The sequence below is a fragment of the Actinomyces slackii genome (genome assembly GCF_900637295.1).
Classification (GTDB): Bacteria; Actinomycetota; Actinomycetes; order Actinomycetales; family Actinomycetaceae; genus Actinomyces; species Actinomyces slackii.
This window is the reverse complement of sequence record NZ_LR134363.1, coordinates 2,462,365-2,477,151: the sequence shown is the minus strand read 5'-3', so window position 1 is coordinate 2,477,151 and position 14,787 is coordinate 2,462,365. Positions and strand designations below refer to the sequence as shown.

The 14,787-nt window shown below is 72.4% G+C and carries 10 protein-coding genes; 3 read left to right on the top strand and 7 right to left on the bottom strand.

What is annotated here, in order from left to right; all coding sequences use genetic code 11:
- Positions 1-3: 3 nt before the first annotated feature.
- The 3 genes from EL266_RS10130 to lipB all read right to left on the bottom strand — a co-directional run bounded on the left by EL266_RS10130 (position 4) and on the right by lipB (position 2,747).
- On the bottom strand, positions 4-726 hold the full coding sequence (locus EL266_RS10130; protein ID WP_026427523.1) for a DUF4191 domain-containing protein: 723 nt from the start codon (positions 724-726) through the stop codon (positions 4-6).
- A 93-nt stretch (positions 727-819) separates the two neighbouring features.
- Positions 820-1,914 (bottom strand): lipoyl synthase, encoded by a 1,095-nt coding sequence (locus tag EL266_RS10125; protein WP_084500977.1) that lies wholly within the window; start codon positions 1,912-1,914, stop codon positions 820-822.
- 122 nt (positions 1,915-2,036) lie between these two features.
- The gene (lipB, locus tag EL266_RS10120; protein WP_026427521.1) at positions 2,037-2,747 is read right to left on the bottom strand and encodes a lipoyl(octanoyl) transferase LipB; all 711 of its coding nucleotides are present in this window, start codon (positions 2,745-2,747) and stop codon (positions 2,037-2,039) included.
- A 118-nt stretch (positions 2,748-2,865) separates the two neighbouring features.
- Here lipB and EL266_RS10115 point away from each other — a divergent pair, with 118 nt between their 5' ends.
- Positions 2,866-4,530 (top strand): serine/threonine-protein kinase, encoded by a 1,665-nt coding sequence (locus EL266_RS10115; protein ID WP_084500975.1) that lies wholly within the window; start codon positions 2,866-2,868, stop codon positions 4,528-4,530.
- Between the two features lie 101 nt (positions 4,531-4,631).
- Here EL266_RS10115 and sucB read toward each other — a convergent pair whose 3' ends face one another.
- From sucB to EL266_RS10100, 3 genes are all read right to left on the bottom strand, one after another.
- Complete coding sequence (sucB, locus tag EL266_RS10110; protein ID WP_126412317.1) at positions 4,632-6,365, bottom strand: 2-oxoglutarate dehydrogenase, E2 component, dihydrolipoamide succinyltransferase; 1,734 nt, start codon at positions 6,363-6,365, stop codon at positions 4,632-4,634.
- 30 nt (positions 6,366-6,395) lie between these two features.
- Positions 6,396-7,769 carry a dihydrolipoyl dehydrogenase gene (gene lpdA / locus EL266_RS10105; RefSeq protein WP_026427520.1) on the bottom strand — a complete coding sequence of 458 codons (1,374 nt, stop codon included), beginning with the start codon at positions 7,767-7,769 and terminating at the stop codon, positions 6,396-6,398.
- 229 nt (positions 7,770-7,998) lie between these two features.
- Positions 7,999-9,588, bottom strand: a complete 1,590-nt coding sequence (locus EL266_RS10100; protein ID WP_026427519.1) for a leucyl aminopeptidase — start codon at positions 9,586-9,588, stop codon at positions 7,999-8,001.
- 123 nt (positions 9,589-9,711) lie between these two features.
- On the opposite strand from EL266_RS10100, the gene EL266_RS10095 reads away from it, so the two are divergent.
- Positions 9,712-10,278: a hypothetical protein gene (locus EL266_RS10095; RefSeq protein ID WP_051281336.1), complete on the top strand. Its 567-nt coding sequence runs from the start codon at positions 9,712-9,714 to the stop codon at positions 10,276-10,278.
- 121 nt (positions 10,279-10,399) lie between these two features.
- Here the strand turns inward: EL266_RS10095 and EL266_RS10090 are convergent, their stop codons facing one another.
- Positions 10,400-12,412, bottom strand: a complete 2,013-nt coding sequence (locus EL266_RS10090) for an alpha/beta hydrolase family protein (RefSeq protein WP_026427518.1) — start codon at positions 12,410-12,412, stop codon at positions 10,400-10,402.
- Positions 12,413-12,595: 183 nt separating this feature from the next.
- Between EL266_RS10090 and dxs the strand changes: the two genes are divergently transcribed.
- Positions 12,596-14,569 (top strand): 1-deoxy-D-xylulose-5-phosphate synthase, encoded by a 1,974-nt coding sequence (dxs, locus tag EL266_RS10085; protein WP_034515219.1) that lies wholly within the window; start codon positions 12,596-12,598, stop codon positions 14,567-14,569.
- Positions 14,570-14,787 lie beyond the last annotated feature (218 nt).

Below are 14,787 nucleotides of genomic sequence, written 5' to 3'. Positions count from 1 at the left end.
GGCTCAGCGCCCGCGCATGGCGCGCCTGTCGATGCGCATCTTGGTGGGGTCGATCCCCTTGGGAATGGGCAGGCCCTTGGAGGACAGGGAGCTCAGGCGCTTGGAGACCTGGGAGATCTCGGAGTCGGTCAGGCGCACGGGCTTGGTGGGGAGCTTCCTGAGGGTGCCGGGAAGATCCTTGAGGCGCACCTGCTCCGCGCCGGTGCCCACGTGGACGGTGTGAATGGGCACAGTCGACAGGATGCGGTGCACCTTCTTGTGCTCGTCGGCCGCCATCTTCTGCACGCGCCCCATGGGGCCCTCGACGATCAGCACGATGCCCGGGCGCCCCACCACCCGCCACACGGCGTCCTGGGTCTTGGGGTTGACGGCGGCGGGCTCGGACTCGACGTACCAGCCCCGGCCGATCTGGTCCAGCACGGCCTTGGCGGCCCCGGGCATACCCTCGATCTGGGAGTAGGAGGCGCGCCGCACGGTCAGGGACAGGATGATCATGCAGACCATGAGCGCCAGCAGAACGCCCAGGAACAGGCAGTACCACAGGGCCAGCCCCGTGAGCCGGGACAGCCCCACCGACAGGGCGATGGCGCCCAGTGCCGAGCCCAGCATCGCCCACCCGACCCACGGGTAGGTGCGCCGCGAGATCGTGTAGGAGTCCTTGATGTTCTGGAAGTACTGCCCCAGGCGGCGCCTGCGCGTGGGCTTGGGTGTCTGACTGGTGCTCACGGTCCACACAATAGACGACGCCGTCGCCCCCGGATGCCGGGAGAGGACCGGCGCTTCCAACCGGCGCTTCCAACCGGCGCTTCCAACCGGCGCTTAGGAGGCGGCGGACAGGGAGGCGTGGTGGGCCAGAACCGCTGAGGCCTCCTGGCGGGCCGTTCCCGGCTCGGCCAGCGCGGCCAGGTGCTCGGGGATCGGCCAGCCGCGCTTGATCATGGCCCGGCCCCACAGCATGCCCGCGCGGTAGGAGGAGCGCACCATCGGCCCGCTCATCACCGCGGCGAAGCCCATCTCCTGGGCCAGCTCCGACAGCTCGACGAACTCCTGGGGCTTGACCCAGCGGTCGATGGGGTGGTGCAGCTTGGAGGGGCGCAGGTACTGGGTGATGGTCAGGATGTCGCAGCGGGCGGCCAGGAGCCCCTCCATGGCCGACTCGATCTCCTGGCGGGTCTCGCCCATGCCCAGGATGAGGTTGGACTTGGTGACCAGCCCCGCCTCGGAGGCCGCCGTGATGACCTCCAGGCTGCCCTCATAGGAGAAGGCCGGGCGGATGCGCCGGAAGATGCGCGGCACCGTCTCCAGGTTGTGGCCCAGGACCTCGGGGCGCGAGGAGAAGACCTCCGCCAGGGCATGAGGATCGACATTGAAGTCCGGGATGAGCAGCTCGACGCCGGTGCCCGGTGAGAGCTCGTGGATCTGGCGGGCGGTCTCGGCGTAGAGCCAGGCGCCGCCGTCGGGGCGGTCGTCGCGGGAGACCCCGGTGACCGTGGCGTAGCGCAGGTCCATATCCCGGATGGACACGGCCACGCGGCGCGGCTCGTCGACGTCGTACTCGGTGGGGCGGCCGGTGGCGATGTCGCAGAAGTCGCAGCGGCGCGTGCACAGCTCCCCGCCGATGAGGAAAGTGGCCTCGCGATCGTTCCAGCACTCGTAGATATTGGGGCAGTTGGCCTCGGCGCATACCGTGTGCAGGTTCTTCTCCCGCACCAGGCCCCGGACCTCCTGATAGGTCTGGGAGACCACGGCGCGGGTGCGCAGCCACTCGGGCTTGGTCTCGATGGGGGTCTGGGCGTTGCGCGCCTCGACGCGCAGCAGCCGGCGGCCCTCAGGCGCGACGGCGCCAGAGGCGCTCGGGGCGCCGCCTGTGCTGGCGGGGCGGGCAGTGCTCGCTGTGCTGGCGGTGCTGGCCATGGTCGGGATCTCCTCATCGGCTCGGTCCGTCCTGCCGGATGCGCCGGGTGGGCGCTGATCTGCTGGCCGGATGGCTCCGGGGGAAGTCTATGCCCCCAGCACGAGGGCGTAGGACCTCAGCCCTATGCCCTGAGCGGGGCCGCAGTGGCATCGGCCACGAGCGGGCCAAGATGCGCCCTCAGCGCCCGGACCAGGGCCTCGGCCGGCTCCGCGGTGGCCATGGGGCGCCCGGTCTCGGCGCTCAGGGAGGTCACCCCGGCGTCCTCGATGCCGCAGGGCACGATCCGCTCCAGGGAGAAGGCCCGAAGATCGGGATCCACGTTGAGCCCGATGCCGTGCATGGACACCCCCCGCGCCACCCTGATGCCCAGGGCGCAGACCTTGCGCTCCACGCGCCGATGCTCCTGGGGGTGGCCCGCATCTCCCGGCACCCACACCCCCGAGCGGCCCTCGACGCGCATCGCCTCCAGCCCGTATCCCGCGCACAGCTCGATGACGGCGGCCTCCAGCGCGCGGACATAGGCGATGACATCGATGGGGGAGGCCAGGCGCAGGATCGGGTAGACGGTGAGCTGGCCGGGGCCGTGCCAGGTGGTCTTGCCACCGCGGTCCACCTCCACCACGGGCACGCGCTCGGGCCCGACCACCTCGCCGGCGGGGCGCTCCCAGGAGTGGGTGCGCCGCCCCAGGGTGTAGACATCCTCGTGCTCCATGAGCAGCAGCGTGCTCGGCAAGGCGCCCGCGACGACCTCGGCATGCACGCGGCGCTGGAGCTCCCACCCCTCATGGAAGGGGACGAGCCGTTCCCCCAGCCCGACATCTCGACGCTCCACCCGCCCAGCCTACGCCCACCGACTCCAGCCACCGCGTGCCGCCGAGCGCGGGCGGACGTTATCCACAGGCCCTGCTGAGAGCTGGCACGGGAGGAGCCGAGGGGCGGAGGATTCTCCTATGAGCCCGACGACGCGCCCAGAGCCCTCCCGCAGGCACCGCACCCAGCCCACTGGCCCGGCTGATCCGCCCGGTGCGGGGAGCCCGGGGCGCAGCAGGCGGTCCCGACGGGCCAGGACCGGATCGCAGGAGCATGACGAGGCGGGCCTCAGCGCCCAGGAGCACCAGGCCCTCAGGTCAGCGGGACTGGCCGTGGGCACGCCCCTGGCCAGGCGCCTGGGCCCCGGAGCGCCCCTGCGCGCCCTGGACGCGCAGGGCAGGCATGTCGTGGTGCGCATCCTGGAGATCCCCGAGAGCGAGGCCGGGGCGGCCATGCTGCGCCGGATCGCGGGGATGCGCGCCCTGCGCCACCCCGCCCTGGTGCCCATCCGCGAGGTCATCTGCCTGCCGCAGGGCCGTGCCGCCGTCGTCATGGATCTCATCGAGGGGGCGAGTCTCGACGTGGTCCTCGGCGCGCGCGGGCGCCTGCCCTCCGGCCAGTTGGCCACGCTCCTGGACGCGCTGGGCTCAGGGCTGGCCCATATGCATGAGCGCGGATCCATCCACGGGGATGTCTCCAGCGGCAACGTCGTCATCGACGTCTCCGGGCAGCCGGTCCTCATCGACCTTCTCGGCTCGGTGATGGAGACCGGCACGACCTCCTGCGCCGCCCCCGAGAGGCTGGCCGGAGGGCCCGCCACACCGGCCTCCGACGTCTACGCCCTGGCCGCCCTGCTGCGCGAGTGCGCCGGCAGCTCCGCAGCGGCCCGCCGCCTGGAGCGGCTCATCGGCGACGCGATGTCGGAGCGCGCCGACCAGCGGCCCAGCGCGCGCGACCTGGCCGCCCGCGCCCCCGAGCTCGCCCAGCCCAGCCCGATCGTCCTGCCCGACGGCGCCCGGCTGGCGGCCGGGTCCCTCAGGGCCGCCGCCCGCACCCCCACCCGGATGGTCGAGCCCCGATCCCGCCTGGCCCGCTCCGGCCTGCCCCGGGCGGACCGGCCCCGCATGGGCCGGGCGCGGCCCCGCAGGCACCTGGCCGTGGTCACCTGCGCCGCTCTGGCGCTGATCGGCGGCGCGATGCTGTGGAACCCCGGGGACATCCTCGGCCAGGTCCTGCCCGCCTGGGCGGCCACCGCCCACACCGGCGCCAATCGGCCGACCGCCAGTGCTTTCTCAGCCTCCCCGAGCTCCTCGGTCTCCTCAGCGCCGAGCCCCCCGGTGCCCGGCTCCCCGGCGCCGAGCGCGGGCCCCAGTGCCGCCCCATCGCCCCAGGGCTCGCCCGGGACCGGTCAGGACCAGGAGGACCTGGTCACCATCGTCACCACCCTGGCCAGGGCCCGCGATGAGGCGCTGATGGCCGGTGACCCCCAGGCCCTGGCCACCATCACCGTCCCCGACTCACCGGCCGCCACCGCCGACGCGGCCATCCTGGAGGAGTTGGCCGCCACGGGTGAGCGCATCGAGGGGCTGGAGACCTCGGTCAGCCAGATCGTCGAGGTCCCGCTTCCCCCGCAGGCCGGCGCCTGGCCGAATGCCCGGGCGGTGCGCCTGACCCTCTCGCAGGGGGCCAGCTCGCGGGTCGGGCCGCAGGGAACGCGCACGGTGCCCGTGCTCCAGGCCCGCCAGGTCGTGCTCATCCTCGTGCCCGGTCCGTGGCGCGTGGCCGAGGTCCTGGCCGTGGACTGAGCACCCGCCGCGCATGCCAGTGCGGTGCGCACCGCGGGCGGGAACCCTGTGGTGCGCACCGCACTGGCGCGTCATGCCCTCAGGCGCGAGGGGCTAGGGCCTCACAGGCCGAGCTCGCCGGCGAAGTCGGCGTCCTCCAGGCGCTTCTTGACCGTGGCCAGGTAGCGGGCGGCATCCGCGCCGTCCACCAGGCGGTGGTCGTAGGACAGGGCCAGGTAGCACACCGAGCGGATGGCGATGACCTCGGCGCCGTCGGCATCCTTGATGATGCGCGGCTGGCGGGTGATCGCGCCCAGGCCCAGGATCGCGACCTCGGGCTGGTTGATGATCGGGGTGTCGAACAGGGCGCCGCCCGAGCCGGTGTTGGTGATGGTGAAGGTCGAGCCGGAGAGCTCATCGGGATTGACCTTGTTGTCCCGGGTGCGGGCCGCCAGGTCGTTGATGCGCTTGGCCAGGCCGGGGATGTTGAGGTCGCCGGCGTTCTTGACCACGGGGACCAGCAGGCCGCGCGGCGTGTCCACCGCGATGCCCACATGCTCGACGTCGTGGTAGGTGACCTGCTTGCCATCGATCGAGGCGTTGACCTTGGGGTGGGCCTTGAGGGCCTCGGTCGCGGCCTGGACGAAGAAGGGCAGGAAGGTCAGCTTGGTGCCATTGGCCGCCAGGAAGGCGTCCTTGGCCCGGGCGCGCAGGGCGGCCACGCGCGTGACATCGACCTCGACCACGGTGGTCAGCTGGGCGGAGGTCTGCAGGGAGTCGACCATCCGCTCGGAGATCACCTGGCGCAGGCGGCTCATCTTCTCGGTCTTGCCGCGCAGCTCGGTGTCCACCGCGGGCTTGGCCGCAGCCCCGGCGGGCGCGGCGGGCACTGAGGGCCCTGCAGCCGGGGTCTCGGGTGCCGGTGCGGCGGCTGCCCGCGCCGCCTCCGCCGCCTTGCGGGCCGCCTCCGCAGCGGCCTCGACATCCTGCTTGCGGATGCGTCCGCCCACACCGGTGCCGGTCACCGTGGACAGGTCCACGCCCCTGTCCCGAGCGAGCTTGCGCACGATCGGCGTGACATAGGCGGTGGAGGCCCCGGCCGACGGCGCAGCGGCCGGCTCGGGGGCCAGCGCTGCGGCCGGTGCTGCGGCCGGCTCGGGCGTGGCGGGGGCTGAGTCCTGGGCGTCCTGGGCGTCCTGGGCGGCGGGTGCCGGCTGCTCGGCGGGGGCGGGCTCCGTGGGGGCGGAGTCGGCCTGGGCGGGGTCGCCGATGATGGCCAGGACGGTGCCGACCTCGACGGTCTCGTCCTCGGGCACGAGGATCTCCAGGATCACGCCTGCGGCGGGGGAGGGGACCTCGGTGTCGACCTTGTCGGTGGCCACCTCCAGCAGGGGCTCGTCGACCTCGACGGTATCGCCGACGGCCTTGAGCCAGGACGAGACGGTCCCCTCGGTGACGGACTCGCCCAGAGCGGGCATGGCCACCTGGGTGCCGGAGGCCTCGGCCGATGGAGCAGGGGTGGGCTCGGGTGCGGCGGGGGCTGAGTCCTGTGCGGGCTGCTCGGTGGATGCCGGTTGCTCGGCGGGGGCGGGCTCCGTGGGGGCGGAGTCGGCCTGGGCGGGGTCGCCGATGATGGCCAGGACGGTGCCGACCTCGACGGTCTCGTCCTCGGGCACGAGGATCTCCAGGATCACGCCTGCGGCGGGGGAGGGGACCTCGGTGTCGACCTTGTCGGTGGCCACCTCCAGCAGGGGCTCGTCGACCTCGACGGTATCGCCGACGGCCTTGAGCCAGGACGAGACGGTCCCCTCGGTGACGGACTCGCCCAGAGCGGGCATCTTCACTGACTCGGACATTGCTGTCCTCCTAACTCTCTTATCCTGGGATCAGCCGTGGTTGTGCAGAGGCTTGCCGGCAAGGGCCATGGCAGCCTCACCGAGGGTCTCGTTCTGGGTGGGGTGGGCGTGGACCAGGGAGGCGACGTCATGGGCGTCGGCCTCCCAGGAGACGATGAGCTGGCCCTCGCCGATCTGCTCGCCCATCCGGGTCCCGATGGCGTGGAAGCCGATGATGGGGCCGTCCTTGAGGGAGACGAGCTTGACGAAGCCCTGGGTGCCCAGGATCTGGCTCTTGGCGTTCCCGGCCACGTTGAACTCCGAGGTGGTCACGGCCTCCCGGCCATGGATCTCAACCGCCTTGGCCTCGGACAGGCCAACGGAGGCGATCTCCGGCTCGCAGAAGGTCACCTTGGGCACCAGGACGTCGTCGACCGGGGCCGGGTCCTGGCCGGCGATCTTCTCGGCCACGACGATGCCCTGGGCGAATCCGCGGTGGGCCAGCTGGACGCCCGGGACGATGTCCCCCACGGCCCACACGCCCTCGATATTGGTGCGGCCGTACTCATCGGCCAGGACGAAGCCGCGGTCCATCGCCACCCCGACCTCCTCATAGCCCAGGTTCTGGGTGGCCGGGCCGCGCCCGACGGCGATGAGCATGACCTCGGCCTCGTGGGTCTTGCCGTCGGCGGTGCGAACGGTGACCCCGCCGTCGTGGCGCTCGACCGACTCGAACATGGTGGAGGTGTGGAAGGCGATCTTGCGCTTGCGGAAGGCTCGCTCCAGCTGCTTGGAGATGGCCTCATCCTCATTGGGGACCAGATGGGGCAGGCCCTCGATGATGGTGACTTGGCTGCCCATGGAGGCCCAGGCCGAGGCGAACTCCACGCCGATGACGCCGCCGCCCAGGATCACCCCTGAGGCCGGCACGCGGTCCAGCTCCAGGGCCTCCTCGGAGGTCAGCACCCCGCCGGAGATCTCCTGGCCGATGGTCTTGGAGACCGACCCCGAGGCCAGGACGATGTTCCTGCCCTCGATGCGGCGGCCGTCGACCTCGACGGCGTTGTTGGCCACCAGGCGGCCCCAGCCCTGGATGAGGTCGATGCCGCGCGAGGAGACCAGTCCCGTCAGGCCCTTGTACATCCTGGTCACGACGCCGTTCTTGTACTCCTGGACCCCGGCCATGTCCACGCCCTCGAAGGAGGCCCGGATGCCCAGGGCGCCGGCCTCGCGGACCGCCTCGGCGGTCTCGGCGGCGTGAAGGACGGCCTTGGTGGGCACGCAGCCCCGGTGCAGGCAGGTTCCGCCGACCTTGTCAGCCTCGATCAGGGCGACCGTGAGTCCCAGTTGGGCCCCGCGCAGGGCGGCGGCGTAGCCGCCCGATCCAGCGCCCAGAATGACCATGTCGTAGACGGTCTGTGTCACGAATCCACTCCTCGTTTCGGTCCTAGCGCCCTTGTGGGGGCTCGGCACGAGGGCCATTGTGTCACCCCATCCCGATCTCCATGACCCGAAACCGGTGCTGAACGGGACCAGGGTCCTGAAAACGGCATGAGACCGGTCACTGATTTCTTCTGGAGGTTGCCGCTCCCATGGGCCCGGGGTCGGCCGGGCCGCCATGCGACCAGCCCTGCGACCAGCCCTGGGCCGGCCCTCAGTGGGGCTGGGCCTGGGAGCGGAGCCACTCCACGAGCGTGGCCACCCCCATGCCGGTGCCGCCCGTGGGGGTCAGGCCCCAGGGCGCCTTGTCGTTGTAGGCCGGTCCGGCCACATCCAGATGCGCCCAGGGCGTGCGGCCCACGAACTCCCGCAGGAACAGGCCCGCCGAGAGCATCCCGCCGAATCGGCTGGACATATTCGCATTGCGCAGATCGGCGAAGGGGGAGTCCAGGCCCTCGCGCAGCGACGCCGGCAGGGGCATGGGCCACAGGGCCTCGCCCGAGCGCTGGGCGGCGGCGACCAGCTCCTCGCGCAGCATCGGGGTGCCCATCACCCCGGCGACGCGCTCTCCCAGGGCGATGAGCTGGGCGCCGGTGAGAGTGGCGACGTCCACGACGGCGTCGGGCTCCTCGGCCACGGCGGTGGCCAGGGCATCGGCCATGACCAGGCGGCCCTCGGCGTCGGTGTTGGTGATCTCCACGGTGGTGCCCGAGCGCATGGTGACGATGTCGCTGGGGCGCTGAGCCCCGCCCGAGGGCATGTTCTCGGCCAGGGCGAGCCATGCCGTCACCCGTACCCCCAGCTCGAGCTGGGCGGCGGCCATGACCGTCCCCAGGACCGCGGCAGCACCGGCCATATCCGACTTCATCTCCGGCATGGAGGCCGCGGGCTTGAGGGACAGGCCCCCCGAGTCGAAGGTGATCCCCTTGCCGACCAGGGCGACATGCGCGGCCGGGTCCTCAGGCGCCCACTCCAGGCGCACCAGCCTCGGCCCGTTGACCGATCCCTGGCCGACCCCGATGATCCCGCCGCAGCCCTGCTCAGCCAGGGCCTCATCGTCCCAGACCGTGACATCCAGGCCGGCCTGGGCGGCCAGCTCCTCGGCGCGCTCGGCGAAGACCGGGGGAGTCAGGCGATTGGGCGGCTCATTGACCAGGTCACGGGCCAGTGCGGTGGCCCTGGCCAGTGCCCTGGCGCCGGCCAGGGCCTCCTGGCCGGCGTCGGCCAGCGGCGAGACCACGGTGATGCGCTCCAGCGCCTCGGTGTCGGCCTGCGAGGACCCCTGGTCGGGGCCGGTCGAGCGCCCCGACCAGGAGTAGGCCCCCAGGGCAGCCCCCTCGATCACGCTGCGCAGCTCGGAGTCGCTGGGGGTGGGCAGGGCCATGGCCGCCCACGTCGTGCCGGCCAGCGCCCGTGCCGCGCGGCCCGCGGCTCGGCGCAGCAGGCCCGGGCGGTCGGCGCCCAGGGCGGCCTCATCGTCGACCGTGCCCGCCTTGGTGGGATCGGCCGCGGCCCAGGCCTTGCCCAGGCCCACGACCACCAGCACCGGCGGCCCGCAGTACTCGGCATCGCTGACCGCGCCGGCGGGAACCCTGGCCACCGCGTCCTGCTCGGCCTTGAATCCCAGATCGGGCAGGAGCGCGGCCAGGGCGCGGGTGTCCACGCCGGTCTCGGCGGCGCCCTCCACCAGGAGCTCAACGCCCCTGGCCTCACCGTCGGGCACTGCTGCCAGGACCAGGGTCTGGGGGGCGGGCGCATCATCGCTGGTCGTGGGAACGGATTGAGACAACTCGATAGTGCTCACACCTGGAATGGTAGCGTCGTGGGCGCCGGCACCGGGAGAGCCCGCTCCTGCGTGCCGGACGGTGCCCAGCGTGTGATCAGCGGGCCCTGATGCTCACACCTGATTCCCGGAAAGGAATCGCGTATGGACGAGCGCCTCCCCGCGCGCGAGGTGCAGGACACGCGCCGTCCCGCCTACGGCGCGGGACGGCTCCTCGTGGTGCTCTTCGCCGGCCTCGGACTGGTGATCCTCCTGCCCGCGGTCGTGGCCCTGGTGCGGGCCCCCCACACCGCCCCCGTGGTCGAGGCCTTCAACATCCTGGGCGGCCTGCTCTACCTCCTGCTGGCCGTGTGCGTGGCCCACAACGGGCGGCGGATGCGCAATATCGGCTGGATGAGCCTGGCGGCCCTGGCCACCATGGCGGTGCTCATCGGCGCCCTCAGCCTGTCCAGCCCCGTGCCCTACCTGGAGGGATCGGCCTGGGCGCACGGCGGGGCGCGCCTGGCCTACCTGCCGCTGATCGCGCCGGTCGTGGCGGCGGTGTGGATGTGGATGTCCGACCCGCGGCGCATCGTGGTCAATGCCGAGAGGATCACCGAGCTGTCCGACTCCCTGAGCGAGCGGGCGCGCGCAGCGCGCTCGGCCGAGCCGCGCGACCAGGATGGCCAGGACGGGGCGGCCGGCGGCGCGCAGCCCGATACTGAGCAGTGACGCCAGGTGAGGCGACGCGGTGAGGTCAGGCGGTGCCGCGCCCCCACCGCAGGGATCGCGCTGAGGCGCGGCGCCGGTGAGACGGCGGCAGCCCTGGCAGTGGATGCGGGGACGGGCCCCCTCACCGCCCCTGGTGGAGGTTCTCCACGGTGATGGCCCGGCCGTCCTCAGCCACGGACTCGATGCCCCACACCTGGCGGAAGAAGCTCAGCTCGGTCTCGTAGTGGCGCCGGATGCTGGCGGCCAGGCGGAAGCCGTGGCCCTCCCCGTGGAAGATCTCCAGGGCGACCGGCGAGCCCTTGGCCCGCAGGGCCTCGTACATGAGGGTGGCCTGCTCGGCGGGGACGATCGGGTCCTCCGAGCCCTGGAGCAGCAGCAGGGGAGTGGTGATGGCCTCGACCTGGTTGATGGGGCTGCGCTCGGCCATGAGCGGGTCGTTCGGGTCCTCGGTGCCCAGCAGCTGGCCGATGTAGTGCGACTCGAACTTGTGCGTCGTGCGCGCCAGCAGGCTCAGGTCCGCGATCCCGAAGCAGGAGGCCGCCGCGGAGAACACATCGGTGCGCGCGATGGCGCTGAGAACCGTGAAGCCGCCCGCGGAGGCGCCCCGAATGGCGATGCGAGCCGGATCGACCAGGCCGGCCTCGATGAGATGGCGCGCGCCGGCGATGCAGTCATCGACGTCGTAGACGCCCCACTGGCCCTCCAGGGCTTTGCGGTAGCCCGTGCCGTAGCCCATGGAGCCCCGATAGTTGACGTCCAGGTAGCCGAAGCCGCGGCTGGTCCAGAACTGGATACGCAGGTCGTAGCCGGGAACCGCGGTGGCGGTGGGACCCCCGTGGACATTGACGATCAGCGGCGGCAGCTCCCCCTCGGGGGCCCGGTGGTCGGCAGAGGTCGGGGGGTAGTAGAAGCCGTGAGCGGTGGCGCCGTCGCTGGTCGGCCAGGAGACGGGCTCGGGGAAGGCCACGCCGATGGACTCGGGCTCGAACTCCCCGGAGTCGCGCAGCACCGTCACGGCGCCGTTCTTGACCTCCACGATGCTGGGCAGGGCGAGCTCATTGGAGGCCAGCATGACCACCCTGCCCGATGAGGAGGCCACGTTGCCGATGGGCTGCCACCCCACGTTCCACTCCTCGAGCTCCCCGTTCGACAGGCGCAGGGTGCCCAGGTGGGCGACGGCGTTGCGCGACCAGGTGGCGATGATCCGCTCGCCGTCGAGGATGTCGAAGGAGTGGGGGCCCAGCTGCCATGCCGGGTAGGTGAAGGTGGCCTCGGCCGGGTGCAGGGCGCGGGTGCGCAGATCACCGGTCCAGCCCTCGCGGTTGGTGCCGCGCCGGGGGAAGCCCTCGGTGCGGTACAGGTTCCAGAAGCCCGAGGAGTTCGACCCGTGGACCAGCTCGCACTCCTCGGTCCAGCGGGGCTCGGCCACCGAGTGGCCGGAGCCGCCGTCGAGCACGGTCTGCTCGCCGATGGTGCCATCGGGCAGCAGATCCCCGACGTGCAGGCGGGCGTTGTCCCAGGGCATGCTGGGGTGGTCCCATGTGATCCAGGCCAGGTGCTCCGAATCGGGTGACAGCGTGGGGGCCACGACGAAGTCGGTGCCGGAGACCACGGTGCGCACGGCGTCGTCGTCCCGGGCGGCCGAGCCGTCCAGGGGGATGGCCACCAGGGAGTTGACGGCCTCGCCCGGGCCGCGGTGGTCCTCGCGCACCGCGTAGACCAGTCCCCGGGCGGTGTCGATCTCCAGGTCCCCGTGGCGCACCTCCCCGTAGATCGTCAGCGGGACCAGGCCCCGCAGGCGGTGGGCCACGTCGTAGCGGTAGAGGCGCCCGTCCCCGGCATGGGAGACCACGATGATGCCCCCGTCCACCGCGTAGGCGCGCCCGCCGTACTCATGAACCCTGGTGCGCACATCCACCAGCTCATCGGCCGGGGTCAGGGGCAGGACCTCGCCGATCTGGCCATCGCCGTCGCGGCGCAGCAGCACGTTGCGCCCCGCCTGGGAGGCGCGCTGCTCCACCCAGTAGGTATCCCCCGCGTCGACCCGCACCTGGGACAGGCGCACCGTCCTGGTGGTGATGGTTCCCGGCGTGATGGGCGAGTTCCAGGTGCCGAAGGGGGCGGTGGTGCTCATGGTTCCTCCTGGCATGAGAGGCGGGGCGGGGCGGTGACCGCAGTGGCCGGGCACAACACTACGTGCTCGGCCCGTGATGCGCGTGACACGTCCGGTCCTCGGTCCCGAGCGCCTATGCTGGTCGCTTGACGTCCTCAGTCGCCCTGGCTGAGTCGCCCCTGCGAGCCCATGAGAAGAGGAACCTTGCCTGCATCCCCGCGCACAGGTCGGCCGGGAGCCGAGCGGCCCGTAGGCGATCTGCTCGGCGGCGTGCGCCAGCCATCCGATCTGCAGCGCCTGACCAGCGATGAGCTCGTCGCCCTCGCCGCCGAGATCCGCACCCGCCTGGTGGAGTCCGTCGCTCGCACCGGGGGGCATCTGGGCCCCAATCTCGGCGTGGTCGAGCTGACCATCGCCCTGCACCGCACCTTCGAGTCCCCGCGGGACACCTTCATCTTCGACACCGGCCACCAGGCCTATGTGCACAAGATGCTCACCGGCCGCCAGGACTTCAGCCGCCTGCGCGAGCGCGGCGGACTGTCCGGCTACCCCTGCCGCGCGGAGTCCGTGCACGACGTCGTGGAGAACTCTCACGCCTCGACCTCCCTGTCCTGGGCCGACGGCGTGGCCCAGGCCAACCGCCTGCTGGACCAGGGGGACCGCCATGTGGTGGCCGTCATCGGGGACGGCGCCATGACCGGGGGCATGGCCTGGGAGGCCCTGGACAATATCGCGGACTCCTCGGACAAGCACCTGGTCATCGTGGTCAACGACAACGGCCGCTCCTACGCCCCGACCATCGGCGGACTGGCCCACCACCTCGACGCCCTGCGCACCAACCCCGGCTATGAGCGGATGCTCTCGGGGGTCAAGCGCACCCTGCTGGCGCAGGGCGCACCGGGCAGGGCCGCCTTCGACGCCCTCCACGGCCTCAAGCGGGGCCTGAAGGACGTCCTGGTGCCCTCGGCCTTCTTCGAGGACCTGGGCATCAAGTACACCGGCCCCGTCGACGGGCACGACATCACCGCCCTGGAGTTCGCCCTGACCCGCGCCCGGGAGTACTCCGAGCCGGTCATCGTTCACGTCATCACCGAGAAGGGCCGGGGCTACACGCCGGCCGAGGAGCACGGCCCCGACCGCTTCCACGCCGTGGGCCGCATCCATCCCGAGACCGGGCTTCCGGTGGTGCCCGAGCGCTTCGGGTGGACCTCGGTGTTCGCCCAGGAGATCGTGGAGCTTGCGCGCGCCGATGAGCGCCTCGTGGGGGTGACCGCGGCCATGCAGGCCCCCGTGGGCCTCCAGCCGCTGGCCGACGCCATGCCCGAGCGGGTCATCGACGTGGGCATCGCCGAGCAGCACGCCCTGACCGCCAGCGCGGGCATGGCCTACGCGGGCCTCCACCCGGTGGTCGCCCTCTACGCCACCTTCCTGAACCGCGCCTTCGACCAGGTGCTCATGGATGTGGGCCTCCACCGGGCCGGGGTGACCATCGTGCTGGATCGGGCCGGGCTGACCGGCACCGACGGCGCCAGCCACAACGGCATGTGGGACATGGCCCTGCTGGCCCATGTCCCCGGCCTGCGCCTGGCGGCCCCCAGGGATGAGGCCGGGCTGCGCCAGGCCCTGCGCCAGGCGGTGGCCGTTCCCGATGCCCCCACCGTGGTGCGCTATCCCAAGGGCGCCATCCCCGAGCCCCTGGAGTCCCTGGGCCTGCTTCCCGGCGCCCAGGGCGGTGACCCCTCCTCGCCCTTCGACGCCGTCGATGTGCTCCTCGATGAGGGCGCCCGGAGCGGCGGGCCCCGACTGCTCCTCGTGGCCGTGGGGCCCATGGCCACGGCCGCGGTGGCGGCCGGTCGCGAGCTGGGCCGCCAGGGCCGCAGGGTCACAGTGGTCAGCCCCCGCTGGGTGATCCCCGCCCCCGGATCCCTGGTGGCCGCCGCCGCGCAGGCCGATGCCGTGCTCGTCATCGAGGACGGGCTGGCCGACGGCGGGATCGGATCCCAGCTGCGCGACGCCGTGGAGTCGGCCCATCCCGGGCGCGCCGCGGCCTGGCGCCGCGTGGGCGTTCCCCGGGCCTTCCTCGACACGGCCTCGCGCGAGGAGCTGCTGGCCGACTTCGGCATGGATGAGGCCGGCCTGCTGCGCGCCGCCCAGGAGCTCGTGGGGGCCGCCGGCTAGGGACTCGGGCCGGGCATCTCCCCGGTCGCGGCTGGTGGTCGCCTCCCGATGGCGCGGGCGCCCTGGGCGATCGGGACTTTGGGACCGCCACGGGCACAACCGCCGCCGCGGCGCGCCGATGCCCGCGATCGCATGGGACGGCCGTCCTAGCGGCAGGCATTCGACACGGCGACGCACTTCGCCAATCCCCCGCCAATTCCCCGTCTGCCGTGGTCTGA